Annotated in this window: 26 protein-coding genes; 15 read left to right on the top strand and 11 right to left on the bottom strand. The window is 70.7% G+C overall.

Annotated features, from left to right (window positions below; all coding sequences use genetic code 11):
- The first annotated feature begins 30 nt into the window (after positions 1–30).
- Complete coding sequence (locus ACFYX4_RS09255; RefSeq protein WP_389328355.1) at positions 31–603, top strand: hypothetical protein; 573 nt, start codon at positions 31–33, stop codon at positions 601–603.
- A gap of 20 nt (positions 604–623) precedes the next feature.
- On the opposite strand, the gene ACFYX4_RS09250 is transcribed toward ACFYX4_RS09255, so the two are convergent.
- The 9 genes from ACFYX4_RS09250 to ACFYX4_RS09210 form a co-directional block, all read right to left on the bottom strand.
- Positions 624–1,298 (bottom strand): hypothetical protein, encoded by a 675-nt coding sequence (locus ACFYX4_RS09250; RefSeq protein ID WP_389328352.1) that lies wholly within the window; start codon positions 1,296–1,298, stop codon positions 624–626.
- Between the two features lie 73 nt (positions 1,299–1,371).
- A complete protein-coding gene (locus ACFYX4_RS09245) occupies positions 1,372–2,010 on the bottom strand; it encodes a hypothetical protein (RefSeq protein WP_389328349.1) in 639 nt (212 codons plus the stop codon).
- A 40-nt stretch (positions 2,011–2,050) separates the two neighbouring features.
- Entirely contained in the window at positions 2,051–2,683 is a 633-nt protein-coding gene (locus ACFYX4_RS09240; RefSeq protein ID WP_389328347.1) for a hypothetical protein, read from the bottom strand.
- The gene (locus ACFYX4_RS09235; RefSeq protein ID WP_389328344.1) at positions 2,670–3,083 is read right to left on the bottom strand and encodes a hypothetical protein; all 414 of its coding nucleotides are present in this window, start codon (positions 3,081–3,083) and stop codon (positions 2,670–2,672) included. Before ACFYX4_RS09235 ends, ACFYX4_RS09240 begins: the two co-directional genes overlap by 14 nt.
- A gap of 9 nt (positions 3,084–3,092) precedes the next feature.
- The gene (locus tag ACFYX4_RS09230) at positions 3,093–4,340 is read right to left on the bottom strand and encodes a hypothetical protein (RefSeq protein WP_389328341.1); all 1,248 of its coding nucleotides are present in this window, start codon (positions 4,338–4,340) and stop codon (positions 3,093–3,095) included.
- Between the two features lie 98 nt (positions 4,341–4,438).
- The gene (locus tag ACFYX4_RS09225) at positions 4,439–4,738 is read right to left on the bottom strand and encodes a hypothetical protein (protein WP_389328338.1); all 300 of its coding nucleotides are present in this window, start codon (positions 4,736–4,738) and stop codon (positions 4,439–4,441) included.
- 51 nt (positions 4,739–4,789) lie between these two features.
- Entirely contained in the window at positions 4,790–5,833 is a 1,044-nt protein-coding gene (locus tag ACFYX4_RS09220) for a hypothetical protein (protein ID WP_389328335.1), read from the bottom strand.
- Positions 5,821–6,291, bottom strand: a complete 471-nt coding sequence (locus ACFYX4_RS09215; protein WP_389328332.1) for a hypothetical protein — start codon at positions 6,289–6,291, stop codon at positions 5,821–5,823. The genes ACFYX4_RS09220 and ACFYX4_RS09215 overlap by 13 nt, the downstream gene beginning before the upstream one ends.
- A gap of 533 nt (positions 6,292–6,824) precedes the next feature.
- Positions 6,825–7,316, bottom strand: a complete 492-nt coding sequence (locus ACFYX4_RS09210; protein WP_389328329.1) for a hypothetical protein — start codon at positions 7,314–7,316, stop codon at positions 6,825–6,827.
- A 454-nt stretch (positions 7,317–7,770) separates the two neighbouring features.
- On the opposite strand from ACFYX4_RS09210, the gene ACFYX4_RS09205 reads away from it, so the two are divergent.
- From ACFYX4_RS09205 to ACFYX4_RS09165, 9 genes are all read left to right on the top strand, one after another.
- Positions 7,771–8,643, top strand: coding sequence for a hypothetical protein (locus tag ACFYX4_RS09205; RefSeq protein ID WP_389328326.1), 873 nt, complete (start codon positions 7,771–7,773; stop codon positions 8,641–8,643).
- A gap of 18 nt (positions 8,644–8,661) precedes the next feature.
- Complete coding sequence (locus ACFYX4_RS09200) at positions 8,662–9,588, top strand: hypothetical protein (protein WP_389328323.1); 927 nt, start codon at positions 8,662–8,664, stop codon at positions 9,586–9,588.
- A complete protein-coding gene (locus ACFYX4_RS09195) occupies positions 9,585–10,892 on the top strand; it encodes a CpaF family protein (RefSeq protein ID WP_389328320.1) in 1,308 nt (435 codons plus the stop codon). The genes ACFYX4_RS09200 and ACFYX4_RS09195 overlap by 4 nt, the downstream gene beginning before the upstream one ends.
- Positions 10,893–11,111: 219 nt before the next feature.
- Positions 11,112–12,107 carry a type II secretion system F family protein gene (locus ACFYX4_RS09190; protein WP_389328689.1) on the top strand — a complete coding sequence of 332 codons (996 nt, stop codon included), beginning with the start codon at positions 11,112–11,114 and terminating at the stop codon, positions 12,105–12,107.
- Complete coding sequence (locus ACFYX4_RS09185; RefSeq protein ID WP_389328317.1) at positions 12,104–13,024, top strand: type II secretion system F family protein; 921 nt, start codon at positions 12,104–12,106, stop codon at positions 13,022–13,024. The genes ACFYX4_RS09190 and ACFYX4_RS09185 overlap by 4 nt, the downstream gene beginning before the upstream one ends.
- Positions 13,025–13,082: 58 nt before the next feature.
- On the top strand, positions 13,083–13,334 hold the full coding sequence (locus tag ACFYX4_RS09180) for a hypothetical protein (RefSeq protein WP_389328314.1): 252 nt from the start codon (positions 13,083–13,085) through the stop codon (positions 13,332–13,334).
- A 158-nt stretch (positions 13,335–13,492) separates the two neighbouring features.
- Positions 13,493–13,873, top strand: a complete 381-nt coding sequence (locus ACFYX4_RS09175) for a TadE family protein (RefSeq protein ID WP_389328686.1) — start codon at positions 13,493–13,495, stop codon at positions 13,871–13,873.
- Position 13,874: 1 nt separating this feature from the next.
- Entirely contained in the window at positions 13,875–14,303 is a 429-nt protein-coding gene (locus tag ACFYX4_RS09170; RefSeq protein WP_389328311.1) for a TadE/TadG family type IV pilus assembly protein, read from the top strand.
- Positions 14,300–14,836: a Tad domain-containing protein gene (locus tag ACFYX4_RS09165; protein ID WP_389328308.1), complete on the top strand. Its 537-nt coding sequence runs from the start codon at positions 14,300–14,302 to the stop codon at positions 14,834–14,836. Before ACFYX4_RS09170 ends, ACFYX4_RS09165 begins: the two co-directional genes overlap by 4 nt.
- Before the next feature lie 62 nt (positions 14,837–14,898).
- On the opposite strand, the gene ACFYX4_RS09160 is transcribed toward ACFYX4_RS09165, so the two are convergent.
- The gene (locus ACFYX4_RS09160; RefSeq protein ID WP_389328305.1) at positions 14,899–15,315 is read right to left on the bottom strand and encodes a hypothetical protein; all 417 of its coding nucleotides are present in this window, start codon (positions 15,313–15,315) and stop codon (positions 14,899–14,901) included.
- A gap of 388 nt (positions 15,316–15,703) precedes the next feature.
- Between ACFYX4_RS09160 and ACFYX4_RS09155 the strand changes: the two genes are divergently transcribed.
- The 4 genes from ACFYX4_RS09155 to ACFYX4_RS09140 all read left to right on the top strand — a co-directional run bounded on the left by ACFYX4_RS09155 (position 15,704) and on the right by ACFYX4_RS09140 (position 21,640).
- Positions 15,704–18,760 (top strand): BTAD domain-containing putative transcriptional regulator, encoded by a 3,057-nt coding sequence (locus tag ACFYX4_RS09155; protein ID WP_389328302.1) that lies wholly within the window; start codon positions 15,704–15,706, stop codon positions 18,758–18,760.
- Positions 18,757–19,740, top strand: coding sequence for a prepilin peptidase (locus ACFYX4_RS09150; RefSeq protein ID WP_389328299.1), 984 nt, complete (start codon positions 18,757–18,759; stop codon positions 19,738–19,740). The genes ACFYX4_RS09155 and ACFYX4_RS09150 overlap by 4 nt, the downstream gene beginning before the upstream one ends.
- 72 nt (positions 19,741–19,812) lie before the next feature.
- Positions 19,813–21,027: a cyclic dehypoxanthinyl futalosine synthase gene (mqnC, locus tag ACFYX4_RS09145; protein WP_389328296.1), complete on the top strand. Its 1,215-nt coding sequence runs from the start codon at positions 19,813–19,815 to the stop codon at positions 21,025–21,027.
- Between the two features lie 7 nt (positions 21,028–21,034).
- Positions 21,035–21,640 carry a hypothetical protein gene (locus ACFYX4_RS09140; RefSeq protein ID WP_389328293.1) on the top strand — a complete coding sequence of 202 codons (606 nt, stop codon included), beginning with the start codon at positions 21,035–21,037 and terminating at the stop codon, positions 21,638–21,640.
- A 77-nt stretch (positions 21,641–21,717) separates the two neighbouring features.
- Here the strand turns inward: ACFYX4_RS09140 and ACFYX4_RS09135 are convergent, their stop codons facing one another.
- A complete protein-coding gene (locus tag ACFYX4_RS09135) occupies positions 21,718–22,791 on the bottom strand; it encodes a chitinase (RefSeq protein WP_389328290.1) in 1,074 nt (357 codons plus the stop codon).
- Positions 22,792–23,182: 391 nt separating this feature from the next.
- Here ACFYX4_RS09135 and ACFYX4_RS09130 point away from each other — a divergent pair, with 391 nt between their 5' ends.
- The gene (locus tag ACFYX4_RS09130; protein ID WP_389328287.1) at positions 23,183–23,563 is read left to right on the top strand and encodes a hypothetical protein; all 381 of its coding nucleotides are present in this window, start codon (positions 23,183–23,185) and stop codon (positions 23,561–23,563) included.
- Positions 23,564–23,577 lie beyond the last annotated feature (14 nt).

Here is a 23,577-nt window from a genome sequence, read left to right as displayed (position 1 = left end):
GGGATCCACGAAGAAAAGAGGCAGGGCGGAATGATCGGGCAGAACGAGACCGAGTTCCGGGCGCGTGACGGTTGGGGCCTTGCCGGGGGTGTTCTGTTCGCCGCGGTCGTCGTGGCGATCCTTCTGTTCGCGTTCGGTGTCGTGAAGCGGGTGGTGCGGGCGACCGCTCCCGTCCTCATCGAGCTGCCCGGTGGGGGATGGACGGTCGGAGGTGTGCTCGGGCTGTTGTCCGTGGCCGGCTGGGCCGGGGCCGCGTGGTTCTCCTTTCCGCGGCGGCGCCGTGTGCGTTCGCGTTCCGGGCGGGTCGGGCACGCGGTCGGGGGCACGGTCTGCTGGACGGTGGGCTTCGGCGCGCTGTACTACGTCCTCGGTGCCCTGCCCGGCCGCAACTGCCGCTCCGGGGCCGACATGTGCGCGTACATCCCGGGCACCGGCAGCGCGCTCGCGGCGTACGCCGTCACCGTGGCCGTCGTCGGCTGGCTCTCGTACCACCGCTACCGGACGGTGACGGAGGCCCGCCGTGCGGCGGAGCGGGAGCGGCTGAAGCGGCTGCGGAAGAAAGGCAAGGGGAGGAGCCGCAGGGCGGCGGAGCGGGCTCGGTAGCGCTGCCGTGGGTGCCGGACCTACGACGTGCGGCCGCCGAGGCGAGGGCGGCGCATCAGATGCATATGGATATCGCCGCGGGGCTTGTCGGTGACGACCGTCAGCCATGAGCCGTCGCCGAACCGGATGCGCAGTCGGTCGTGGGCGTACCGGCCGCGGAGGGGATCCTCGACGACCGCCTCGTCTGCCCGGATATCGGCGACGATCTGTGTCTGCTCGGCCTCGCGGACCGAAACACGTCGAGGCGGCGCGGCGAGCACGAGACGCTCCGGGGTGAGCACGAGGAGACGCCGGTGGTGCGGGGAGTGGCCGTACCATCGCAGCAGGAACTGCCCGGCCGCGGCCGACCAGTCGCCGTCGAAGGCACGGTCGAGGCCGTGCGTGACGATGGCCTCCTTCAGCTCCTTGTCCTCCTTGGCCTTGGCTTTGGCGCGGGCTCGGGCCGCTTTGCCCGCCAGCAGCTGTTCCACCACGTCCTCAGCGGCCGAGAGGAGCACAAAAGGAGCGAGGAGCCACGCGCCGACATAGCCCAGCGCGCCCAACGGCCGGATGAACGCGGGCCGCAGCCGACCGCCGCCGGCCGCGACGTGGACGTCCTTCGGGGGTGCGGGGATGGCGAGGAGGGTGCACCAGCCGGCGGCTTCGGGGGTGAGGCCCAGGCGGGTGCTGGTGGCTCGGGCGGAGTTGGTGGTCACGCCGGGGGCCTTCCTGGATGTCTGCGCGGGGTGCGATGGGGAAGCGTGAGGTCCGGTCACTCGGCAGACGGCGTCAATGTGTCGCCCCGGGCAGTCGGAGTGTTCGCGCGAAGTCGTCCAGCGGCTCCATTGCCGCGGCGACCACTTCCGGATCGTCGTGGTGGCCGCGGAGCACGACGTCGGGGACGCCGGGCGGGGTGTGCCAGTGGTACGTCACCGAGGTCATCATGATCGTGCTGTCCGCAGGGTAAGAGCGGGTGACCCGGACCCCGTTCGCGCCCAGGTGCGGAGAGGGGAACGGAACACTGCCGGTTCGCTGCTGCGACTCGGGGATGTCCGGGTGCGGCACCGTGGCCGCGGTGCTTCCCTCGCAGGAGGACGCGTCACGGGCGTCGCAGTGGATGCGGGTGGCGTGCACCACCAACGGCATGTAGGTCAGCGGAACGGGGTGGTAGATGAACGCCTCGTCGGCCTGGAGTTTGTCCCTGAGCGTGACGATCGTCTGCTCGTAAAAGCTTTTGTGGAATCGGCGGAGTTTGCGGGTGAGTTCGATGTTGTGTGCGGCAGCCAGGTCACCCAGAGACGCGTCCAGCCATGTCTTGAAGGTCTTCTTGTCCATCTGGAGCCAGAGATAGCCCCAAAGACCCTTATTAGCATCTGTGTCGATGTGAAGCGCACCGAGATCGGCGCTCCACAGGGTGCCTTCGGACATGAGTGGTCTCTTTCTTCGGGGGGCACGACAGAAGGGGCCCTCAGGCGTAACTCCACCGGAACGTGCCCATCACGGCATCGAACAACTCTACGAGGGTGTCGTAGAAGACGGGATCCGAGCCGGGCGCGATCAGGGCGCTGAAGGAGAAGGTGAGGTACTGATCGGGGTCACTGTCCGGGACCGGAACGAAGTATTCGACCTGGCGGTGAGCGACGTCGATGCCCTTGGCTGTGTCGGCGGGTACGTCCCGCTCGGAGCGCAGGGCCGCGGTGTCGTCGAGCTCCCGCGACTGGGCACCGGGAGTCACGGAGGCGAGCGCGGCCAGGACCGCTTCCGGGCCGCTGCCGGGCCTGACCCGCGGAACCTCGATCGGCTGGGAGGCCACGATCGAGACGGGCAGCGCGACGCCGTGGAGGCGTTCGGTGGGGAGGTAGAGGGTCATTCCCCCCTTGGCCCTGGCCCGGCGGATGACCTTCTTCATCTCCTGGGTGAGCTTCAGCCGGGCTTTCGGAATGTCGTCCTTGGGGAAGCCGACGGGCAACTGTGCGACGGCCTTGCGCACGATGCGGTCCATCGCTTCCTCGGTGCCCGTGCGCAGCGGGATCACGTCCCAGCCGGGTGGCGGCACGAGGTTGAAGCCGTTCGGGGCCCGGCGGTGCTCAGCGGTGGCCATTGCGCCCCCGCGTCACTTCCACGGCATAAGCGACGCCCACGAAGAGCGCCCACGCCGGGGCGGCGATCATGCCAGGCCAGAAGCCGAGCATCAAAGAAGGCAGGAAGAAACCGCCGCCCATGGCGAGATCTCGGGTGAGGTAGGGCGGACGGCCCTCGTATCGGGGGTACTTCGCGAAAACCCAGACATAGTGGAGGAGGCAGCCGATTATCCCGGCCTCATAGACGTAGAGAACGTCGTTTCTCAGGAACGCCGGCACGAGAATCATGATGCCGATCACTGGAAAGATAAACGGCATTCCGATGAACAATGTCAGCCTGAGCCGCCGGTTGGGGCCGGTGCCGAGTCCCGTGCGGGCGGCTTCGGCTTCGGCAATGCGTCTTGCCGAGTGAAGGTCCATGATCTCTCCTCACCAATGGGTGTCGGGTGCGGGCTTCAGGGTGTTGTCTTTCCAGTCGGAATACCCCTCGTTGTACGGCTTTTCGCCGGTGCCCAGGTTTTCGTGGGTCCAGCTTGTCATGTCGCTCTTGCCGAGCGCCTTGTCCATGACGTCCATTCCCATGCCGGTCCACGCGATGCCGAGGCCCACCTGATAGGACTTGTACGCCTTGTCCGCCGCGGCCCCGGCGGCCGCCGGGAAGGTGGCCTTGTTCGCCTTCAGCATCTGGGCCATGCCGGCCATCTCTTTGTCGCCGAGGTGCACCAGCGTCGACAACGGGCTGACCCTCAGCGGCCCCTTGACCACCAGACCGACGTTCTGGGAGATGGACTTGCGTATGCCGTTACGGGCCGCACCGACTACCTGTCGCCCTGCCCCTTCCGGCATTTTGGACATCAGGCGTCCCATGTCGTCCATGATTCCCTTGACGCCACTGAGTCCTCGACTCAGGCCGGCGGTCCGAGCGGCCTGAGCGGCACCCACGGTGGCCTTGGCGCCGCTGGCGAGCTTGGCGGCGGCTCCGAGGCCACCCACGACGAGCAGCCCACCCACGACGTCGAAGATGACATCCGTCCAGGTGGCGTCGCCGGATGCCACCAGCAGGAGTCTGAGCCCGATCGTGAGCGCCGCGATGCCGAGGACGAGGAGGTTCAGGCCGGGAATGGCGAGCGCCAGAAAGCCCGCGAACGTCGCGACCCAGCCGAGAACATCGATGAAAGCCTTGATCTCGTTCGCATGGTCATGGACCCAGCCCTTGACGTCGTCCCACCACGAGTCCTCGATCACGTCCTCGATCTCGTCGCGGATCTTCCCGGCATGGTGGTTGGCGCGGGTGTCCCGGGCGCCGGTGATGTCGTCCAGCCGCTTTCGGTACGACTGGAGGGGGTCCCCCTCTGCGCCACTGACGGACGGCCGGGGAGCGTCCTTGTCGGCGGAGTCGGCTTCCTTCTTCTTCTCCGCCTCGATCTCGCCCTGCTTCTCCTTCGCCTGGTGCAGGACCTTGTCGGCGTCCGACTGGAAGTCCTCCAGCTCGTTCGACCAATTGGTCAGATGGCCGTGTACACGCTCGTAACGGCTGGCCACCTCCCGCATGTGCTTCTCCAGCGTGCCGGACTCCTCGCGCAGGCGTTTGACGTACTTGCCCTTGAGGGTGTCCTCGTCGCTGATCGCCTTGAGGTTCTTGGCCTGGTCCCGGAGTTTCTCGGCGACCGCGACCATGTGCTTGACCTCGGCGCGGATCTCCTCCGGATCACCGGGAACGGGGTCGGAGTCGCACAGCGGTTGCCAGTCGACGGGACGGCGCTTGGATGTAGGTGTCACTGCTTCTGCTTCTTCTTGCCCTGCTCGGCCAACTGCACGTCCAGGTCTCCGAAGGCCTTCTTGGTTCCGGCCACCATCTCGCCCACCGACTTGAGCGACTCGACGAGCCGGGTGCGGTAGTCGTCCCAGTTGTCGACGAAGTCCTCCATGACGTCGGCTATGGCACCGGAGCCCCAGTACTTGTCCATCTCGTCGCGACGGTTCTCGATGTCGTCGAAGGTCTTCTTTAGCTGCCCGAGCTTGCGTTCGCAGTCCGCGAGGAACTCGTAGTCGACCGTCAGGTCCGGATCGCCCATGGACGTCCTTTCATCCGTCTTTCGTCCGTGCGTGTTTCCACTGCTGTCGGTTCACCGGTTGACGGCCTGGATCTCCTGGACGGTCACCGCCTGGTCGTCGCCGAACGTCCCGTCGGGAAGGTCGCCGCCCGCTCCGCCGCTGCCGGTCCAGCTGATTTGCCAGGTGACCGTTGCCTGGAGCTTGAACGTGCTGTCGCCCGAGGAGCGCAGGTATTTCAGGCCGCATGGCGGCATCTGATCGGCTTTGCCGGTCGCGTACGGCTCTCCGATCGAGCCGTCGGCGTTGATCGTGCACTCGCCCGAACCGGGGTAGGTCTCCGCGTCCGTGGTGCCGGGGTCCAGTTTCAGGGAGACCGGCTTGGCGGTGGTGGTGGCCTGGATGGTGAGACCGCCCACGGCGAGGGAGGCGCTGACGGAGACCTCCTTGAACCGGGCCTGATCGAGCCAAGCCCAGGTGGGGAGGTTGACCTTGGTGGCGGCGGCGGGGGTCAGCGTGACCTTGGTGGTGGGGAGTTGGATGCGGTTGTAGGCGAGTTCGGCGAGCACCTCAGGGGTCACGGCGTTCTCGACCGGGGGTGTGGCACCGTTCTCGACCCAGAATGGCTGCCTGTCGCAAGCCTGAGCTTCCGGTTCCATCCAACGGTCCTCGTCACGGACCGACACCCACCAGTTGCCCTTGTCCTTCTGGCCGAGGTTGTAGTTCTTGTAGGTGCCGTCCTTGTATTCGTCGCGGAACATGCCGACGGATGCCTTGGCGTAGCTGTGCTGGCCCGGTGTGTTGACCGTGTCGGTGTACATGCCCTCGACGTACTGGGCGAACTCCTGGGCGGATCGGGGCTCGTACCAGCACGCCGGCGGGCTCCAGTCGCCGACTGGTTGAACCTTCTGAGTACCGCTGCCCCTGCCCCGCGTGGAGCCGCTGTAGGTCACTTTGGAGACGATGCTGGCGCCGCTCTGTCCGCCGCTGGTCTCCGTTTTCTCACCGTTGGACTTGCCCGGGGCACCCCACGCGAACGCCGTCCCGGGAGTGAGGGCGAGGAGCGTCGTCGTCGCCCCGGCGATGAGCCACGGGTGTCGTGGCCTTACGGGAGGCACTTCTGGTTCCCCCGCTCCGATTCGAGCTTCGTCGTCTGCCAGACGCCGTCGGCGTTCTTCTCCAGACGGGTGCTGTACAGCACGTACGAGTCGTTCGTGACCGGCACCTTGTCGACCTTGTTGGTCTTCCGGTTCTTGTTGAACGCCTTGCTCTCGTCCGCGCAGTAGGAGACACCGGCGGACTTGGCGTCGAACACGCTGATGTCCGGGGCGTAGTAGCGCACCGATCCGGAGTACGTGGACCCGGCGTCCACGATCTCCTTGACCCAGTCCTGGCTGCCGGCGAGGGCCGATCCCGTCTGGTAGAAGCTCAGGGCCGAGGACTCGGGCTCGCCCTTTGTGACCGAGAAGGTCACCGCAGTCTGTGCCTGGCCGGCGTCCGCCAGGACGGCATCCTTCGTGGCGTCACCGGTTTTCCAGCCTTCGAAGGTTTCCGTGACATCGCTCGGCAACGTCATGTCGGGCCTTTGGGCAGTGGAGGCGGACGTGCCGGCTGGAGCCGACGCCGAACCGGACCCCGTGTCTGCCCCCGCGATCTTGTCTTTCCCGGCCGAGTCGTCGTCCCCGCCCCCACACGCGGTCAACAGCAGGGCCGTTGTCGCGGTGAGCGCGAGAGCAACGGGCAAAGAGCGGCGCTTCACAGTGGACTCCCCGTAAGACAGCAAGGCAATCAAGAGCACTGACGCTATCGGTGGGGGTTGCGGTTCGCCAGATTGGGTCTGTCGCGTCGGAGCGGAGGCCGGGCATCAGTTACCGCAAAATGGTGGATTCGGCGGCCTGGTCGGGTCCGAGCCCTGCGGCCGGGCCCGATGACCGCGCCTTCCTGCGCGGAGGGAGCGGCGGGAATGTCGGAAGCCGTGACGGAAGCCGAGGCCGCCACCCGCTTCGCGAGCGCGATCGCCGTCGTACGCGTGAGCCCTGCCCCCGCTTCCCCTGCTTCCGAGCTCTGCCCCACCTCACCCGACGTTCGCGCTCTCCCTCGTGCCGGCGATCAGCCGAGAGATCCCTCGTGGCGCAGCGGCCAGTGGCCCCTCCGTGTCGTAGTACGGCGTCTCGCTCCCCGGCAGCCGCAGCAGCAGCGTCGGAATCGTGCGGGGCTCTGCGATGGCCGTGTCCTGGCAGGGGGCGCAGACTCCCAGCATGCGTCGGGCGGGGCCTTCTGCTCCGGCTGGAGGGGCGACGCGTACGTGGTGGCGGGTGGTCCCGGGCCGTGGAGGGGGTTGACGCCGCAGCACAGGTCCTCGATGCGGCCCTCCATGGCGGCGCGGCCCGCGCGGGCGAGGAGGGTGATGGTGAGGAGGGTCGCCGGATCGGGTGACGTGTCGGCGCTGTCGATCCGGGTGACGTCGCCGTCGACGAGCGCGAGCGCCGTGTCGAGGCAGTCGAGGAAGCGGGCCCGGGCGGTGGCGTCGAAGAGGGCGGCGGTCGGCTCGTGGGCCTCTGAGAGCCGTACCAGGCTGCGGAGCTCGCAGCGCGCCACCATCCGCAGATATGTCGGTGACGGCTCGGTCGGGGCTGTGTACGGGAGGAGCTTGTTGTTCCTGTCCCGTCCGTGCTGTCCCCGGCGGACTCTACGGACGGCTTCGCTGCCGCGAAACCGGCCCGGGAGCCGGGCGTCACGCCTTCCGGCAAAGATTCACTTCCGCACACCGGGCCGCACCCGGTCCGTCCCCTGCGATCAACCCAGGTGCGGGGCATGACAGTTGCAGCCGGACAGCCTCGTACATGGTGTGCTGTGAGGGGTCGGACGCGCCTTGAGGGGCTTATGTACGGCTGATACCGTGCGAACGCTTGACACTCGCCCCGGCCTTGGCGGGCCGGTCGCCGAAGACCTCGGCGCACTCGCCTGATGTGCGAAGTCCTCTGGGAGTGTCCGCATTTGCAGCGAATGCAGAGTATGTGACAGACGGTTTTCTGGGTGTACGGGGAGCGGTTGCGTGAAGATCCAGGAGCGTACGGGGGCGGGCGCGGGGCGTTCCGCGGGTCCGGCTCAGCCGCCGGTCGGCGACCGGCTTCCCACGCCGCCGCGCGAGCGCAAGCCGGCGCTGGCCGCTCTCGCGGTGCTGCTCATCCTGGTGGGCGCGCTCGGCGCGACGATGCTGGTGCTGCGGGTCGGTGACCGGATCGAGGTCATCAAGGTCGTCAAGGACGTCGAGGCCGGGACGTCGGTCCAGGACTCCGACGTGACGTCCGTGATGGTCTCCGCCGACAGCGGCATCAACTACGTCCGCAGTGAGCAGCTGGACCCGCTCAAGAAGCTCAAGGCCAAGTCCACCATCTACACGGGGTCGGTCCTGGTCGGCGAGATGTTCGCCCCGAGCGAGGACATCCCCGCCGGCAAGGCCGCCGTCGGCGTCGCTCTCAAGGAGGGGCAGTACCCGTCCGACATCAAGCCCGGCGACGTGGTGAACGTCTACAACGTCGACGGCACCTCCGGTACGGGCAAGTCGGGTTCCTCGTCCCCGTCCTCCTCCGCCGGTTCGCTCCTCGTCGCCGGCGCCAAGGTCAGCAACAAGTCCGACGAGGGTGACTCGACCGTCACCACCGGCAACCTCAGCCTCACCCTCCTCGTCGGCCAGGACGAGGCCGCCGCCGTGGCCCGGGCCGCCTCCGCCGGTGCTGCCGCGATCGTGCGCGTCGCCGGAACCGGAGCCGGAGCCGGGGCCGGGACCAACTCCAGTACCGGCACCGACTCCGGCACCGGCAACACCGATTCGGGTTCCGGCACCGGTGCCAGCTCCGGTACCGACTCCGGTTCCGGCACGGACTCCGGTTCCGGCACCGGTGCCAGCTCCGGTTCCGGCAACTAGAAGGCGGCCCCCCTCACCATGGCGCTCATCGCTCTCGCCGCCGACAAAGGGTCCCCCGGCGTCACCACCACGGCCGTCGCGCTCGCAGCGGTCTGGCCGCGGCGGGCGCTGCTCGCCGAGACGGATCCGGCCGGCGGGGACCTCGTCTACCGCAGTGCCGCCGCCCACGGCGGGCCGCTCAACCCGAACACCGGGATGCTGTCCATCGCCGCGACCGCCCGCCGCGGTCTCGTGCCGGACCAACTCTGGGACCACGTACAGCCGTTGAGCGGTGGTCTCGAGGTGCTGGTCGGGCTCGGGGTCGCCGAGCAGGCGGCCGGTCTCGCCGGGCTGTGGCCCACCCTCGGGCATGCCTTCGCCGCGCTCGGCGACTCCCCGCAGGCGCCCGCCGACGTCATCGCCGACTGCGGGCGCGTCAGCGGCGAGACCCCGGCCGTGGAGCTGTTCCCGCACGCCGCCCTCGTCCTCCTCGTCTCGCGCACCGAGCCGGAGGCGATCGCCCGCGTGCGCGACCGCGCCGCTGCCCTGTCGGCCCGGCTGCACGGCGGGCCGCGCGGCGCGGCGAGCCTCGCCACCCCGCTGATCGGCGTGCTGCTGGTCGTCGACCCCGGGCACGCGGGCAAGATCTCGGCGCAGGTCAACGACATGCTGGTGCACGCCCAGACCGGCGCCCGCGTCGTCGGCACCCTCGCCGACGACCCCACCGGCGCCGACCAGTTGGCGGGTCGCAAGCGCGGTCGGCTCGACAGGTCGCTGCTGGTCCGCTCGGCCCGCAAGGTCGTCGCCGACCTCCACCAGCAGTACGGCGCGGCCTGGAGCATGCCCGCACAGGCGCACCAGACACACCAGGCGCATCAAGCACACCAGACGCATCAGCCGCACCAGACCCCTCAGCAGCATCAGACGCATCAGACGCATCAGGGCCAGGCGGGGGCCGGGCGGTGACGGCGGTCGACCATCAGTTGGTCAAGCGGTTCCGGCAGGACGCCGGCGACCGCATCGCCGAGCAGCGCCGCCTCGACCAGGCCTCCGGCGTCACCCCGATGTCCACCGAGGACGAGCGGCAGTACGCCCGCGCCGTCATAGCCCAGATCCTGGAGGAGTACGCCCGCACGGAGATCAACGCGGGCCGTACGCCGCCGGACGCCGAGACGGAGGAGCAGTACGCGGCCGCCGTGCACGCCGCGCTCTTCGGCGTCGGCCGGCTCCAGCCGCTGCTGGACGACCCGCAGGTCGAGAACATCGACATCAACGGCTGCGACCAGGTCTTCGTCGGTTACGCCGACGGACGCGAGGTGCGCGGCGAGCCGGTCGCGGAGACCGACGAGGAACTCATCGAGCTGATCCAGGTGTTGGGCGCCTACAGCGGTCTGTCGTCCCGGCCCTTCGACTCCGCGAACCCCCAACTCGACCTGCGGCTGCCGGACGGTTCGCGTCTGTCGGCCGTGATGGACGTGGCCCGGCGTCCGGCGCTGTCCATCCGTCGCGCCCGCATGGGCAAGGTGTTCATCTCCGACCTAGTCGGAAACGGCACGCTCACCCCGGAGTTGGGCCACTTCGTCGCCTGCGCGGTCCGCGCCCGCAAGAACATCATGATCGCGGGGGCCACCAACGCCGGCAAGACGACGCTGCTGCGGGCCTTCGCCAACGAGATCCCGCCGCACGAGCGACTCATCACCGTAGAGCGGGCGTTGGAGCTCGGGCTCGACACCTTTCCCGAACTCCACCCCAACGTGGTCGCGTTCGAGGAAAGGCTGCCCAACTCCGAGGGGCAGGGCGCCATCAGCATGGCCGAACTCGTACGCCGTTCCCTGCGCATGAACCCCTCCCGGGTCATCGTCGGCGAGGTCCTCGGCGACGAGATCGTCACCATGCTCAACGCGATGTCGCAGGGCAACGACGGCTCGCTGTCCACGATCCACGCCAACAGCTCCAGCGAGGTCTTCAACCGCATCTCCACCTACGCGCTCCAGGCGACGGAACGGCTGCCCATCGAGGCCAGCCAGATGCTGATAGCGGGCGCGGTGAACTTCGTCGTCTTCATCCAGCGGCGCAACGACTACGAGACGGGCGGCCGTCTCCAGCGCATGGTGACCTCCGTCCGCGAGGTCAACGGCGTCGACGGACGCGTCCTGTCCAGCGAGGTGTTCGCCGAGACGCCCGACGGCCGGATCGTCCCGCACGCGCCCATCTCCTGCCTGGACGACCTGATCGCGTACGGCTACCGGCCCGCGGCGACGTGGGGGTGAGGTGACGTCATGAGCATGAACGCACTGGCCGCGAGCACGCATGCGCTTGCCGGGGGCACGAACGGACTCGCCGCGAACGCGGACGCGAGCGCACTGGCCGCGAGCACGAACTCACTCGCCGCGAGCACGAACTCACTCGCCGCGAACGCGAGCGCCCTCGCCGCCACCGGCCCCGCCCCGGCCACGAACAGCCTCGCCGCGCTCGACTCGCTCGGATCGATGGGCGGCCTCTTCTCCACGACCGTCCTGTACGCCCTCGGCTGCGGCCTCGCCGTCGGCGGCGGCCTCGCGCTGCTCCTGGTCGCCGTCCGCGGGCTGCCCGTCAAGCCCGAGCACGAGAAGCAGAAGGCCAGCCGGCGCGTGAACGAGCTGCTCCGGTTCGCCGGGCAGCGCGGCTCGATCGCCGCGATCGCCGGACTCGTCGTGCTGCTGCTCACCCGCTGGGCGGTGGCCGGGCTCGCGGCCGCCGTGCTCGTCTTCTTCTGGGACCGCCTCTTCGGCGGCGCCGCCGAGGAACGGGTCGCGATGAAGCGGGTGGAGGCGCTGGCCTCTTGGACGGAGTCGCTGCGCGACACCATCGCCGGCGCGGTCGGCCTGGAGCAGGCCATCCCCGCGTCCGCGCGCGCCGCCGCGCCCGTCCTGCGCCCGCACCTCGACGCCCTCGTCGACCGCCTGCGCGCCCGCACGCCCCTGCCCGACGCGCTCCAGATCCTCGCCGACGAGATCGACGACGCGTCGGCGGACATCATCGTCGCCGCGCTGATCCTCAACGCGCGGCTGCGCGGCCCTGGTCTGCGCCAAGTCCTCGGCGCGCTCGCCAAGTCGGCGCGCGAGGAGGTCGACATGCGGCAGCGCGTGATGGCGCAGCGCGCGTCGACCCGCCGTTCGGTGCAGATCGTGGTCGCGGTGTCGATCGCGTTCGTCCTCGGACTGTCCATCTTCAACCGGGAGTTCGTCGAGCCCTACGGCACGGCGGTCGGGCAGCTCGTCCTCGCCTGCGTCTGCGGCCTGTTCGGGCTCGGCTTCTGGTGGCTGCGCAAGCTGTCCACCATCGAGACGCCCGAACGCTTCCTCGTCCGCGACGAGTCGTCGGTGCGGTTCGTACGACCCCGTACGGCGGCTTCGACGGCGGCAGGGGCACCGACAGCCCCGCCGGCGTCGTCCGCGCCCGGGCAGGCGCAGCTTCCCACCCACGACGAGGGGGTACGACGGTGAACCTCACCGCACCGATCGCCGTCGGCGTCGTCCTCGGCCTGGGCGTCTACGCCCTGGTCCGCGCCCTGATGCCGTCGAAGCGCAGCGCGGTCGCGCAGGTCGCGCGGATCGACGCGATGCGGGCGCGCGGGGCGGCGTACGAGTCGGCGCGGCAGCCCCAGGCGGGCGGCCGGTTCGGCTCGCTGCGCGCGGAGGTCGGCCGCAAGGTCGCCGACCTGTACCTCCAACAGGGCTGGGAACAGCGCTCGTTGCGCGCGGACCTCAACGTGCTGGAGCGCGGCTGGGAGAGTTTCCTGGCCACGAAGGCGCTGCTGGGCGTCGCCGGTCTGTTCTTCGGTCCGCTGCTGTTCGCGGTCGGGTGGACGATGGGCATCGGCGACAGCCCGGTCGTGCCGGTCTGGCTGGCCCTGCTCTGCGCGGTGCTCTTTTTCTTCCTGCCCGACCTGGAGGTGCGGCGGGACGCGAGCCAGAAGCGCCGTGACCTGCGGCGGGTGATCGGCGCGTACCTCGACCTGGTGTCGATGAACCTGGCCGGGGGGCGGGGTCTGCCGGAGGCGTTGATGGCGGCGGCGGAGGTCTCCGACGGCTGGGCCACCCAGCGCATCCGCAACGCCCTCGCCGACGCCCGTATCACCGGCGTCAGCCAGTGGCAGGCGCTGGGGGCGTTGGGGGAGGAGCTGGGCGTGGAGGAACTGAAGGATCTGTCGGCCTCGCTGGCCCTGGTCGCGGACGACGGCGCGAAGGTCCGCGAATCGCTCGCCTCCCGCGCGGAGACCATGCGGCACCGCGAGCTCGCCGAGATCGAGGGCAGCGCGGGCGAGAAGTCGCAGTCGATGCTCGTGGCGCAACTGCTGCTGTGCGCCGGGTTCCTGGTGTTCCTGATCTTTCCCGCGGCGATGCGGGTGTTCCAGGTCTGAAGCTGCCGTGACCACTGGTCGAACCGGTCCGAGAACCGCTCTGAAAGGACAACGCACAATGAACGGACGGAACTTCCACACCGGTATCCCGGCGATGGACTTCCTCGTCACCTTCCTGCGCGGACGCGTCGAGCGCGCCCGCTCCGGGGAACTGGACCGCGGCGCGTCCGCGGTCGAGTGGGTCATCATCTCCGCGGTCGTCGTGGCGATCGTCGGCGTCGTGGCCGCCATCATCAACCAGGCGCTGAGCGACGGCGCCGAGAAGGTCGGCGACTGCATCGAGGGCGCCGGCGCGAGCAAGACCTGCTGACGGGACGGACGCGGGCACGCGGTGAACGGTCTTACGGGGTAACGGGGTTGCACGTGGGTGCGCGAGGTTGTTCCGGTGCGGGTGCGCACACGGGCAGATGGCTGCGCCGCAGGGTGAGGGCCGCGCGAGAGGGCGCGGTCGCCCGCGGCGACTCCGGCATGACCGCGATCGAGTTCGTCTTCCTCACCCCCGTCCTCTTCTTCATGATCTTCGCTACGGTGCAGTTCGCGCTGTACTTCTTCGCCGACCACGTGGCCCAGGCGGCCGCCCAGGCCGGGGCCCGCAAGGCCCGTGCCACGGCCGACGCGAGTCCGGGCACCTGGCGGGGCGAGGCGGAGGACGTCGTCGACTCCTATATCCGGCAACTGGGCCCGCAGTTGGTGCTGTCGCCGGACGTGACTCTGCTCCAGCCCGAACAGGGCACGGTGGGCGTGGAGATCACGGCGCGGGTGCCGTCGGTGTTCCCGGGGCTGGATCTGACGGTGCACGCGCGGTCGATGGGGCCGGTCGAGCGGTTCGTGCCCGAGGGAGGGAACTGAGATGGCCGCTGCCGCCGCAGCGCGTCGCCGGGTCGGCGGTGGGGATCGCGGTCTGTCCACCGTGGAGGTGGTGATCCTCGCCCCCGTGATGATCATGTTCATCCTGGTCCTGGTCGCCTTCGGCCAACTCGTGGACGGGCGGGGCGCGATCGACGGCGCGGCCCGGGACGCGGCGCGCGCGGGCTCGATCCAGAAGGACCGCCCGACGGCGATGGCCGAGGCGCGCAAGGCGGCCCAGGCCGACCTGGAGGACGTCTGCTCCGGCCCGGTCTCCGTGATTCAGACCAGCCAGGGCTTCGAACCCGACACCATCTTCACGGTCGAGGTGAGCTGCGAGGTCCGGGGCCTGTCGATGCTCGGCCTGGACATCCCGACCACCCTCTCGGCGAGTTTCAGCTCCCCGTTGGACCCGTTCCGGAGGACGGCGTGAACACGGCGCAGCCAAAGCGACGAACACGCCGGCGGCCGACCGCGGGTCCCTCACGGGCGAACGAACCGTCGACCACACGCCCGTCGCGCGCCAATGGATGGTGGACGAGCCGATGCCGCGACGACCGCGGCTCGGGCGCCGGCGCCGTCATCATCTTCGCCCTGGTCTTCCTCTCCCTCTCCGCCTTCGTCATCGACGGCGGCCTGTCGATCTCCAAGCGGGAACGCGCGGCCGACATCGCGGAACAGGCCGCCCGCTTCGCCGCCCAGGACATCGACCGGGAGGCCCTCTACGGCAACGAGGGCGGCGCCGCCCCCATCAACTTCCAGAACTGCGACACCCGAGTGAAGGCCTTCGCCCGCGAAATGGACCTGTCCGGCCCGGACATCGCTGCCACCCACTGCGTGGCAGCGGACGCCGACCAGGTGGAGGTCGAGGTCCAACTCACCTACGAACCGGTCTTCACCGGCATGTTCTTCAACGACGACGTAACCGTCCACGGCCGCTCGGTGGCGGAGAACCTGGTGGGATGAAGGGGGTTCGTCATGCTCCTGCTGTCCTTGCGGAGCATGGCGGTCAAGTCCGCTCGAAAGGGTTACCCGGGCTTCGGCGCGGAGAGGATCGCACGGCGTTCCTCGGACAGCTGCCGCAGGTCCTCCGGCGAGATCGAGGGGACCGCGTAACGGCGTTCGCGGACCAGGGCGACGAAGTCGTCCGGGAGCAGGACGTGGTAGCGGTCGAAGTAGTGGCGCAGATCCTCTCGCCACAGCCACGTCCCGTCGGTACGGAGGGAGTCGGCGCCGAGGATCAGCTTCTCCCTCGTGACGACGTCCCGCCGAGCGCCCATGGCGGAGAACAATTCGTGCCCCGACGCCAGGTAGGCGGAAATGCGCGCACTGTCGGGAAGGGGATCGGCGGCCATCGACTGTCCGAGCTGCCCGAGCTCGACGGCCGGGTCGTCCTGGAGATGCCGGGGGAGGAAGTCCCGGTGGATCGCGAGCCTGAGAACCATCGTCGTGCTCCGGAGGCGACGTCAGTCGGCGAGGGGGGCAAAGTGCGCCGGCGCGAGTTGTCTGACGCGGTGCGGGTCGCCGGGTGTCGGGTCCTTGTCCAGGTCGAGCATGTACCAGTCGGTCGGCCTGTGTGTCACCTGGCCCCCTCCGTAGCGCCGGCAACGATCGACTCCTGAGCCTCGGGTGAACCTAGCGCATCGGGGTGTCGCCGGGGCGTGGCGAGAGCGTCGGCGACTCGGGCATACGAGGGGAAAGCGGCGAAACGGGCGGGCGTGGGGCTCCACTTGTGCTCGGCTTGTGCTCGGCGGGCACCGGCGGCCGTGTCAGTCCATAAGATCTCTGTAGGCTCAACGCATCCCCTCTCACACAGGACGCAGGACACCCGCCATGGCGCGACGCAGGACTTCAGGCTCGACGGGAAGCTCTACGGGCTCTACGGGCTCTGCGGGGTCCGCCGGTTCCGCGGGGGCCGGTGGCTCGGCGGGGGGTCCGGTGGGGCCGCGTAATCGGACGCCGCAGCCGGTGCGGGTGCGGCGGCGTACGGCCGGGGACTTCGTCAAGGCGTTCCTCGCCTTCGTCGCGTTGCTCGTGCTGGTCGCCGGGGTGCCGGGGGCGCTGGCCGTGCTCGTCGGGTGGCCGTTGCCGGACGGTGCGCCCTCGCTCGACTGGCTCCAGCAGGAGATCACCGTCAGGACGTTCCTGAACATCCTGACCGTCGTCGTCTGGCTGGCCTGGGCGCAGTTCACCGCGTGCGTGCTGGTCGAGGTGAAGGCCGCCGCGTCGGGGGTGGGCGTGCCGGGGCGGGTGCCCGGCACGGGCCCGAGCCAGCTGCTCGCGCGGCAGCTCGTCGCCGCCCTGCTGTTCGTCGGCGCCACCGCCGCCAGCCTCACGCCGGGGCTCTCGCAGCTCGGGCACGGCCTGGAGGGCAACCAGCGGGGGACCGTCGCCGCGGCCCAGCAGACTCCCGGCGCGTTCCTCGCGCAGCAGCAGGAGCAATCCGCCGCGAGCGCGCTCGCCGCGCAGGCCTCGAACGCCGCCGCACAGGCCGACGACGGCAGCGCGGCCATGATGCACGGCGAGACGAAGTACTACCGGATCCAGCCGCCCGAGGGCCGCCACCACGACTCCCTCTGGGAGATCGCCGAGCGCCACCTCGGCGACGGACGCCGGTACAAGGAGATCTATGCGCTCAACAAGGACCGGGTGCAGCCGGACGGCTCCCGGCTGTCCGAGGCGAGCCTGATCCGGCCCGGCTGGATCATGGAGATGCCCGGTGACGCCCGCGGCGGCGACCTCGTCGAGCTGCCCGACCGGGCCGGCAAGGTCTCCGCGGACGTCGAGCGGCAGATGGACGAGTACGCGCGGACCGGCACCAGTGCCGGAACAAGTGGTGGAGAGCAGGCGCGGGGCGCGGACGCCGGGCAAGGGGGCAGCAGCGGGCTCGTGCAGACCGACACCTCCCGCGGCGCCGCCGGCGGCGGAAGCGCGGGGCACACCTCCCTGCCCGGCCAGCGGCACGCCGCCCCGGCCGCCGGCGCGCACTCCGACCCCGGCGTCGCCTTCGGCCTCCCCGAGGCCCTCGTCACCGCGCCCCTCCTCGCCGCCGGCCTCCTCGGCGCCCTCGGCCGCCGCCGCCGTCAGCTGCTGTGGCAGTCGGCGCTCGGCGCCGTCGCCGGGCGGCGCGGCATGGAGCCGCCCACGCCGACCGGCGACGCCCAGGACGTCCAGGACGCGCTGCTCGTCGGCGCCGACCCCGAGGGCGTACGGCTGCTCGACCGGTCGCTGCGCGGCCTCGCCGCGTCCCTCGCCGCCGAGTCGCGCGCCCTGCCCGTCGTCTACGCCGTCTGGATGACCGGCGGCGATCTGCACCTCCAGCTCGCCCAGCCGTCCGGCAAGCCGCCGACGCCGTGGCAGCTCGGGCAGGACCAGACGTTCTGGGTGCTGTCCCGCTCCGACGCCGAGCGGTACGAGGACGTCGACACCGCCGCCCCGTACCCCGGCCTCGTCAGCCTCGGCACCATGGACTACTCCCGCCTGCTGCTCAACCTGGAGGCCGTGCCCGGCATCGTCTCGCTCAGCGGGCGCGAGGCCGACCGCGCCGCCGTCTTCGCGTCCGTCGCCGCCGAACTCGCCACCAACGGCTGGTCGGACCGCATGACCATCACCCTCGTCGGCTTCGGCGAGGACCTCACCCCGCTCGCTCCCAACCGCATCCGGCACCTGGACGACGTGGACGCCCTCGTCGAGACCATGGCCGCCGAGACCCGGCAGCGGCGGGGCGCGCTCGGCGCCGCCGGACAGGACTCCGTGCTCACCGGCCGCACCGGGCCCGCCCAGCACACCCGTTGGGCCCCGCACCTCGTCCTGCTCGCCGCCGCGCCCTCCGCCGAGGACGCCGTCAAGCTCGCCGAACTCGCCGCCGACGCCAGCCGGTTGGGCATCGGATACCTCGTCGGCACCGAGAGCGGTGATCTGCCGGGCGCCGCCTGGGAGATGGAGGTCACGAGCGACGGCAGGCTCCTCGCGCCGCTCCTCGGGCTGGAGTTGGACGCCCAGCTGCTGCCCGCCGCCCAACAGCGCGCCGTCGTCGAGCTGTTCGTCGAGGCCGATCCCGAGCGCGGACCGGACGGACCGGCCCCCGCCCCGCCGTTCCTCGTCGACATCAGCGAACAGGGACGGCCCGCGGTGTACGCGCGGCTCGTCGGCCCGTACGAGATCATCGGCCTGGACGCGCCGGACGGCGACCGCAGCGTGCTGCTGCACGAGGCGCTGGCGCTGCTGCTCCTGCACCGCGAGGGCGTGCACCCGCGCGTGCTCACCTCCGCGCTGTGGCCGCGCGGCGTGACGGACGACGTCCGCGACGCGCTCATCGAACGCCTGCGCGCCTGGCTGGGCGCCGACCCGGACGGCACCGCCCGCCTCGGCGCCGACGCGCGCGGCCGTCTCGTCCTCGCCAAGTCGGTCGTCTCCGACCTGGACGTCCTGCGCTCGCTCTACCACGAGGCCACCCAGGGCAAGGGCGTCGACAGCCGTGCCGTCCGCGGACGGCTGCTCACCGACGCGCTGGTGCTGGTGCGCGGGCCGCTGCTCGCCGACCGGCCCGAGGGCCGCTACCGCTGGCTCACCCACGAGATCGTCGACGCCCAACTCCCGCTGCTGGTCGCCGACATCGGGCTCGCCCTGTCCGCGTTCCACCTGGAGAAGGACCGCGCGGAGAAGGCGATCGAGGCGCTGAACGCGGCCCTGCGGACGGCTCCCGCCGACGAGCGCCTGTGGAACGAACTCCTGCGCGCCACCCACGCGACCGGCGACCCGGCCCGCCTCACCGCCCTCGCCGCCGACCTCGTCACCCGGGGCGGCGTCCGCGGCCTGCCTCCCCGCACCGAGGCCCTCCTGGACGAACTGCACCCCGCCTGGCGCGACGCCGCCCCGGCCGCGGGATGACCGGGCTCACCACGCTCCACGCCGTCGTGCTGCTCGCGGTCGCGGCGGCATGGGGCGCGGCGGCGGGTGCGCTGCTGCCGCGTGCCGTGTACCGGTTCTCGGTGGCGTTGCCGGAACGGGGGGAGGGGGCGGGGGAGCAGCCGGACGCGGAGGCGTCGGAGGCGGAGGCCGAGGGGGCCTCGCCGGAAGCGGAGTTCGGGGATCCGCCCGTGCCGGGCTGGCACGACTCCTGTCCCCAGGGGCACCCGCTCCACGGCTGGATCGGCCCCGCGCGCTGCCGGACCTGCGCCGAAGACGCGAGAGCCGGCAGCGACGCAGACGCAGACGCAGACGCAGACGCCGGCACCGACGCAGACGCCGGCACCGACGCAGACGCCGGCACCGAGTCCAGCGCCGACGCCGACGCCCGTACGGCCGTACCCAGGCGAGGGATCCCCTACGGCCTTGGCGCCCCCCTCCTCGCCGCCGTCACCGCCCCCCTCTGCGCCGTCCTCGCCCTCGCCACCGGCGCCCGCCCCGAGCTGGCCGTCTGGCTGCTGCTCGCGCCCGTCGGGGTGCTGCTCGCCGTCGTGGACCTGCGGGTGCGGCGGCTGCCCGACCCGCTCACCCTGCCGTTCGCGGCGGCCGCCCTCGCCCTGCTCGGCGTGGCCGCGCTGCTGCCCGAGCACGCCGGCGACTGGACGAGAGCCCTCGTGGCGTCCCTCACGCTCAGCGCCGCCTATCTCGTGCTGCACCTCATCAACCCGGGCGGCATGGGCTTCGGCGACGTGAAGCTGGCGCTCGGCGCGGGCGCCGTCCTCGGCTGGTACGGCTGGGCCACGGTCATGCTGGGCACCTTCGCCGGTTTCCTGCTCGGCGCGCTGTACGGCGGCGCGCTCCTCGCCGCGCGCAAGGCCGACCGCAAGACGGCGATCCCGTTCGGGCCGTTCCTCATCGCGGGCGCGTTCGTGGGGCTGCTCTTCGGCGCGTACGCGGCCTGAGGTGAGCCCGGAGAAAGGGCTGGCGTAGGCTGGCTTGGTCCGTCCACACCCCTTGACGAAAGGGACGTTCCGGTGACCGAGCAGGCCGACCTCACCTCAGTTGATGTCACAGCCGTCCTCGAACGTGCCGCCGCGGGCGGACGGATCACGCCCGAGGAGGCGCTCGTCCTCTACCGCGACGCGCCGCTCCACGCGCTGGGCTCCGCCGCCGACGCCGTACGCCGACGTCTGTACGCCGGGACCGAGCACATCGCGACGTACATCATCGAGCGGAACATCAACTACACGAACGTGTGCGTCACGGCGTGCCGTTTCTGCGCCTTCTACGCGGCCCCGAAGGACAAGGCCAAGGGCTGGACCCGCGACCTGGAAGACATCCTGCGCCGCTGCGCCGAGACCGTGGAACTGGGCGGCACCCAGATCATGTTCCAGGGCGGCCACCACCCGGACTACGGCGTCGAGTACTACGAGAAGCACTTCTCCGCCATCAAGGAGGCCTTCCCGCAGCTCGTCATCCACAGCCTGGGGGCGAGCGAGGTCGAGCACATGGCGCGGATCTCGAAGGTGTCCGTCGACGAGGCCATCCAGCGCATCCACACGGCCGGCCTCGACTCCTTCGCCGGAGCCGGCGCCGAACTGCTGCCCGCGCGCCCGCGCAAGGCCATCGCTCCGCTGAAGGAGTCCGGCGAGCGCTGGCTGGAGATCATGGAGATCGCGCACAACCTGGGGGTGGAGTCCACCTCCACCATGCTGATGGGCACCGGCGAGACCAACGCCGAGCGCATCGAGCACCTGCGGATGATCCGTGACGTACAGGACCGGACGGGCGGCTTCCGCGCCTTCATCCCGTACACCTACCAGCCCGAGAACAACCACCTGAAGGGCCGCACCCAGACGACCCTCTTCGAGTACCTGCGGATGATCGCCATCGCCCGCCTGTTCCTCGACAACGTCCGCCACATCCAGGGCTCTTGGCTGACGACGGGCAAGGAGGTCGGCCAACTCTCCCTGCACTACGGCGCGGACGACCTCGGCTCCATCATGCTGGAGGAGAACGTCGTCTCCTCGGCCGGCGCCAAGCACCGCTCCAACCGCCTGGAGATCATCGACCTGATCCGCAAGGCGGGCCGCGTCCCGGCGCAACGCGCCACGACGTACGAGCACTTGCTCGTCCACGACGACCCGGCGAGCGACCCCGTCGACGAGCGGGTCGTCTCCCACATCTCCTCGACGGCGATCTCGGGCGGCACGGCGCACCCCGAGCTGAAGATCCTCGCGCCCAACTAGCCGCACCGTGCTCACGATCCACGCGGACTCCAGGGGCCATGCGCTCGTCGTCGAGGGCGCGTGGATCGCCGAGGCCGGCCCGCTGGAGAAGCTCGCCGCCGACCGCCCGCGGGCCCGGGTGCGCCAGTGGCCCGGCATCCTCACCCCGGGGCTCGTCAACCTGAGCGGCAACGAGCTGCTGGAGGAGGCCTACCACCCGGATCCGCGCGAGGCCGACGAGCTGGGCGCCGAGCCGCTGTTCGGGGACGCGCTCTCGATGCTGACCATGGACGACGCCCGCTGGGGTGCGAGCGCCCGCCGCGGGGTGCAGCGCATGCTGGCCCACGGCACGGTCGCGGCGGCCTGCGAGGAACTGCGCAACCGCGCGGTGCGGGACGCCGTACGCCGCACCGGGCTGGGGACCATGGGGCGGCTCGGGCGTCCCGGCGGGGCGCCCTCGCTCGACCCGTACGCCTGCGGCCTGCCGGTGGAGTTCGCGGCGCCGCGCGAGCGCGGCTCGGCCGCCCGGTTCGCCGTCTTCGACGTCCCGGACGAGGCCGCCCTCGCCGAACGCGGCGCCGGGACGTGCGTGGCGACGGTCGTCGAGGGACGCCTGGTGTACCGGCGGCGCTGAGCGCCTGCCGAGGCGCGGGGAACTGCGCGACCAGCCGGCGAGGATCCGCAGTCGGCGGACACCGAACCCACCGAGTCCTATTGCGAGAACGCTTCCGCGAACGCCCCGTCCTCCTGCTCGACCCCGCTACAGGTGGTCAACGCGTCGCCCGCAGAGGAATCGTCCGCGCACTGCTGGTCGCGGAAGGTCGACCACATCGACACCCAGGCGACGCCCTTCCCCTCGGCGAACGTCCGCACCTGCGCGGCGTCCGCGAGCGTGAACGTCTCGCCGTCGACGTCGTTGACGCCGATCATCGAGGTGAGCGCCATGCCCTTCCAGGCGGCGGCGTCCGTCGTGCCGAAGGTCTTCTTCAGCTGGGTGTGCGCCGCCGTGGCCGCGGCGATCGCGTAGCCGCCCATGTCGCCGGTGTACGACTCGCCGTAGTTCATCGTCATGATGTTGACGGTGGAGACCTGGACGTCGTACTTGTTCGCCGAGTCGAGCAGCGCGAGGCTGTCGGCGTCCAGCCCGGAGGGCATCACCGGGAGCGTGAAGGAGACTTCGAGGTCCGTCCGCTCCTTCTGCAACAGGGCGATCGCCTGGGAGCGCAGGGCGACCGAGTCGGCGTCGCCGATGTCGTCGCCCTCGATGTCGAAGTCGGCCCGCGCGGAGCCGGCCGCGTCGAGCGCCGCGCCGTACGCCTCGGCCAGCGCCGCCGCGCTGCCGCAGGTCGCCGCCAGCTCCTTCCCGGAGGCCCCGCCGAAGGAGACGCGGACCGAGGCGCCCGACTTCGTCAGCGCGGAGACGCGGGAGGCGACGGACGTGTCGTCGATCGCGTGCGTCCCGCTCCACTTCGGCGTGCAGCCGACGCCGTCCGAGATGACGAAGGCCAGGTTGTACGTCGTCGGGGAACCGGCCGCGTCGTTGGCGGATGCCGTCGTGGCGTTGACATAGGGCGCGTACGCCGTACCGGCCGCCGCACCGGCGTCGGCGCTCGCACCGGGACTGGCGCTCGGTGACGGGGAGGCGCTGCCGCCTCCCGCGGGGGCGGTGGTCGACGGGGCGGCGCGCGCCGCGTCCGACGTGTCGCCGGACCCCGCGGAGCAGCCCGCCGTGGCCAGGGCGAACAGGCAGCTTAGCCCGGCCACCGGCTTCAGGAGACTCCTCATTGCGCATGCACCCGCTCTCGTGATTTCTGTCTCAGCAGGGAAACAAAAGCCGTTTCCGAAATGGAAATGTCTCACACGCGGGCAGCTCACGCGGGAACAGTGAACACACAGACAGATCAGTGAGGTAATCGCGCAAAAGGGGACTACTGCCCGCCCAAAAGGGACGATCGACCCTCTCGTCACCGAGGTCGATCGCGCAGGTATTCGCTGTTTCTCTCAGGCAAGGGACAGGTTCGGGCATATCTCATGGGCTACTCACAAGAAGTCCAGAGTTTAGGCCACATAAAGGCTCCCTAACATCCGGGGAATGCATTCAGAGCCTGCCATCGAAAGCCGTGCCGCCACTCGCGGTCGCCGCCGCAAACGCGTCGACGACTCCGGCGAAGGGCCCGTGTTCGTTGACAACTCCGGACGCAGATCCAAGCTGCTGCGTCGGATCGGCCTCCTCGTCGGCGTCGGCTGCCTCGCCTACGCGGTCGTCCTCGGCGCCGCGTTCATGGGCTGGGGCACCTCGCTGACGCCGTCCTCACTGCTGCCGTTCGGCGGCAACGGCCAAGGCGGTCAGGGCGGGCAGGGCGGCCAGGGGCAGGGCGGTCAGGGGCCCGGGGGCGCTCGTCCGGACGGCGGGAGGGGCGACCAGGTCGGGCTGCCGGGCGGCGCACCGCCCTCGGCCCCGGCCTCCACGTCCCCGACCGCCGCCCCCTCTCTTTCCTCCCCTTCCACGTCCGCCTCGCCGTCGGCCTCGCCGTCCGCGTCCGCGACCGCCGACTGACCGGAGCCCAGCCA

Origin of the sequence: Streptomyces sp. NPDC002328 (assembly GCF_042890065.1) — a bacterium.
GTDB lineage: Bacteria > Actinomycetota > Actinomycetes > Streptomycetales > Streptomycetaceae > Streptomyces.
The sequence above is the reverse complement of the archived record's forward strand: the minus strand, read 5'-3'. Positions and strand labels throughout refer to the sequence as shown.

Excerpts from the sequence above, each read along its gene's own strand:
- ACFYX4_RS09255 (WP_389328355.1), top strand. The coding sequence starts at position 31 with ATGATCGGGCAGAACGAGACCGAGTTCCGGGCGCGTGACGGTTGGGGC.
- ACFYX4_RS09245 (WP_389328349.1), bottom strand. The coding sequence starts at position 2,010 with ATGTCCGAAGGCACCCTGTGGAGCGCCGATCTCGGTGCGCTTCACATC.
- ACFYX4_RS09240 (WP_389328347.1), bottom strand. The coding sequence starts at position 2,683 with ATGGCCACCGCTGAGCACCGCCGGGCCCCGAACGGCTTCAACCTCGTG.
- ACFYX4_RS09235 (WP_389328344.1), bottom strand. The coding sequence starts at position 3,083 with ATGGACCTTCACTCGGCAAGACGCATTGCCGAAGCCGAAGCCGCCCGC.
- ACFYX4_RS09230 (WP_389328341.1), bottom strand. The coding sequence starts at position 4,340 with ATGGTCGCGGTCGCCGAGAAACTCCGGGACCAGGCCAAGAACCTCAAG.
- ACFYX4_RS09225 (WP_389328338.1), bottom strand. The coding sequence starts at position 4,738 with ATGGGCGATCCGGACCTGACGGTCGACTACGAGTTCCTCGCGGACTGC.
- ACFYX4_RS09215 (WP_389328332.1), bottom strand. The coding sequence starts at position 6,291 with ATGACGTTGCCGAGCGATGTCACGGAAACCTTCGAAGGCTGGAAAACC.
- ACFYX4_RS09210 (WP_389328329.1), bottom strand. The coding sequence starts at position 7,316 with ATGGTGGCGCGCTGCGAGCTCCGCAGCCTGGTACGGCTCTCAGAGGCC.
- ACFYX4_RS09200 (WP_389328323.1), top strand. The coding sequence starts at position 8,662 with ATGGCGCTCATCGCTCTCGCCGCCGACAAAGGGTCCCCCGGCGTCACC.
- ACFYX4_RS09190 (WP_389328689.1), top strand. The coding sequence starts at position 11,112 with ATGGGCGGCCTCTTCTCCACGACCGTCCTGTACGCCCTCGGCTGCGGC.
- ACFYX4_RS09180 (WP_389328314.1), top strand. The coding sequence starts at position 13,083 with ATGAACGGACGGAACTTCCACACCGGTATCCCGGCGATGGACTTCCTC.
- ACFYX4_RS09175 (WP_389328686.1), top strand. The coding sequence starts at position 13,493 with ATGACCGCGATCGAGTTCGTCTTCCTCACCCCCGTCCTCTTCTTCATG.
- ACFYX4_RS09170 (WP_389328311.1), top strand. The coding sequence starts at position 13,875 with ATGGCCGCTGCCGCCGCAGCGCGTCGCCGGGTCGGCGGTGGGGATCGC.
- ACFYX4_RS09160 (WP_389328305.1), bottom strand. The coding sequence starts at position 15,315 with ATGGTTCTCAGGCTCGCGATCCACCGGGACTTCCTCCCCCGGCATCTC.
- ACFYX4_RS09155 (WP_389328302.1), top strand. The coding sequence starts at position 15,704 with ATGGCGCGACGCAGGACTTCAGGCTCGACGGGAAGCTCTACGGGCTCT.
- ACFYX4_RS09150 (WP_389328299.1), top strand. The coding sequence starts at position 18,757 with ATGACCGGGCTCACCACGCTCCACGCCGTCGTGCTGCTCGCGGTCGCG.
- ACFYX4_RS09135 (WP_389328290.1), bottom strand. The coding sequence starts at position 22,791 with ATGAGGAGTCTCCTGAAGCCGGTGGCCGGGCTAAGCTGCCTGTTCGCC.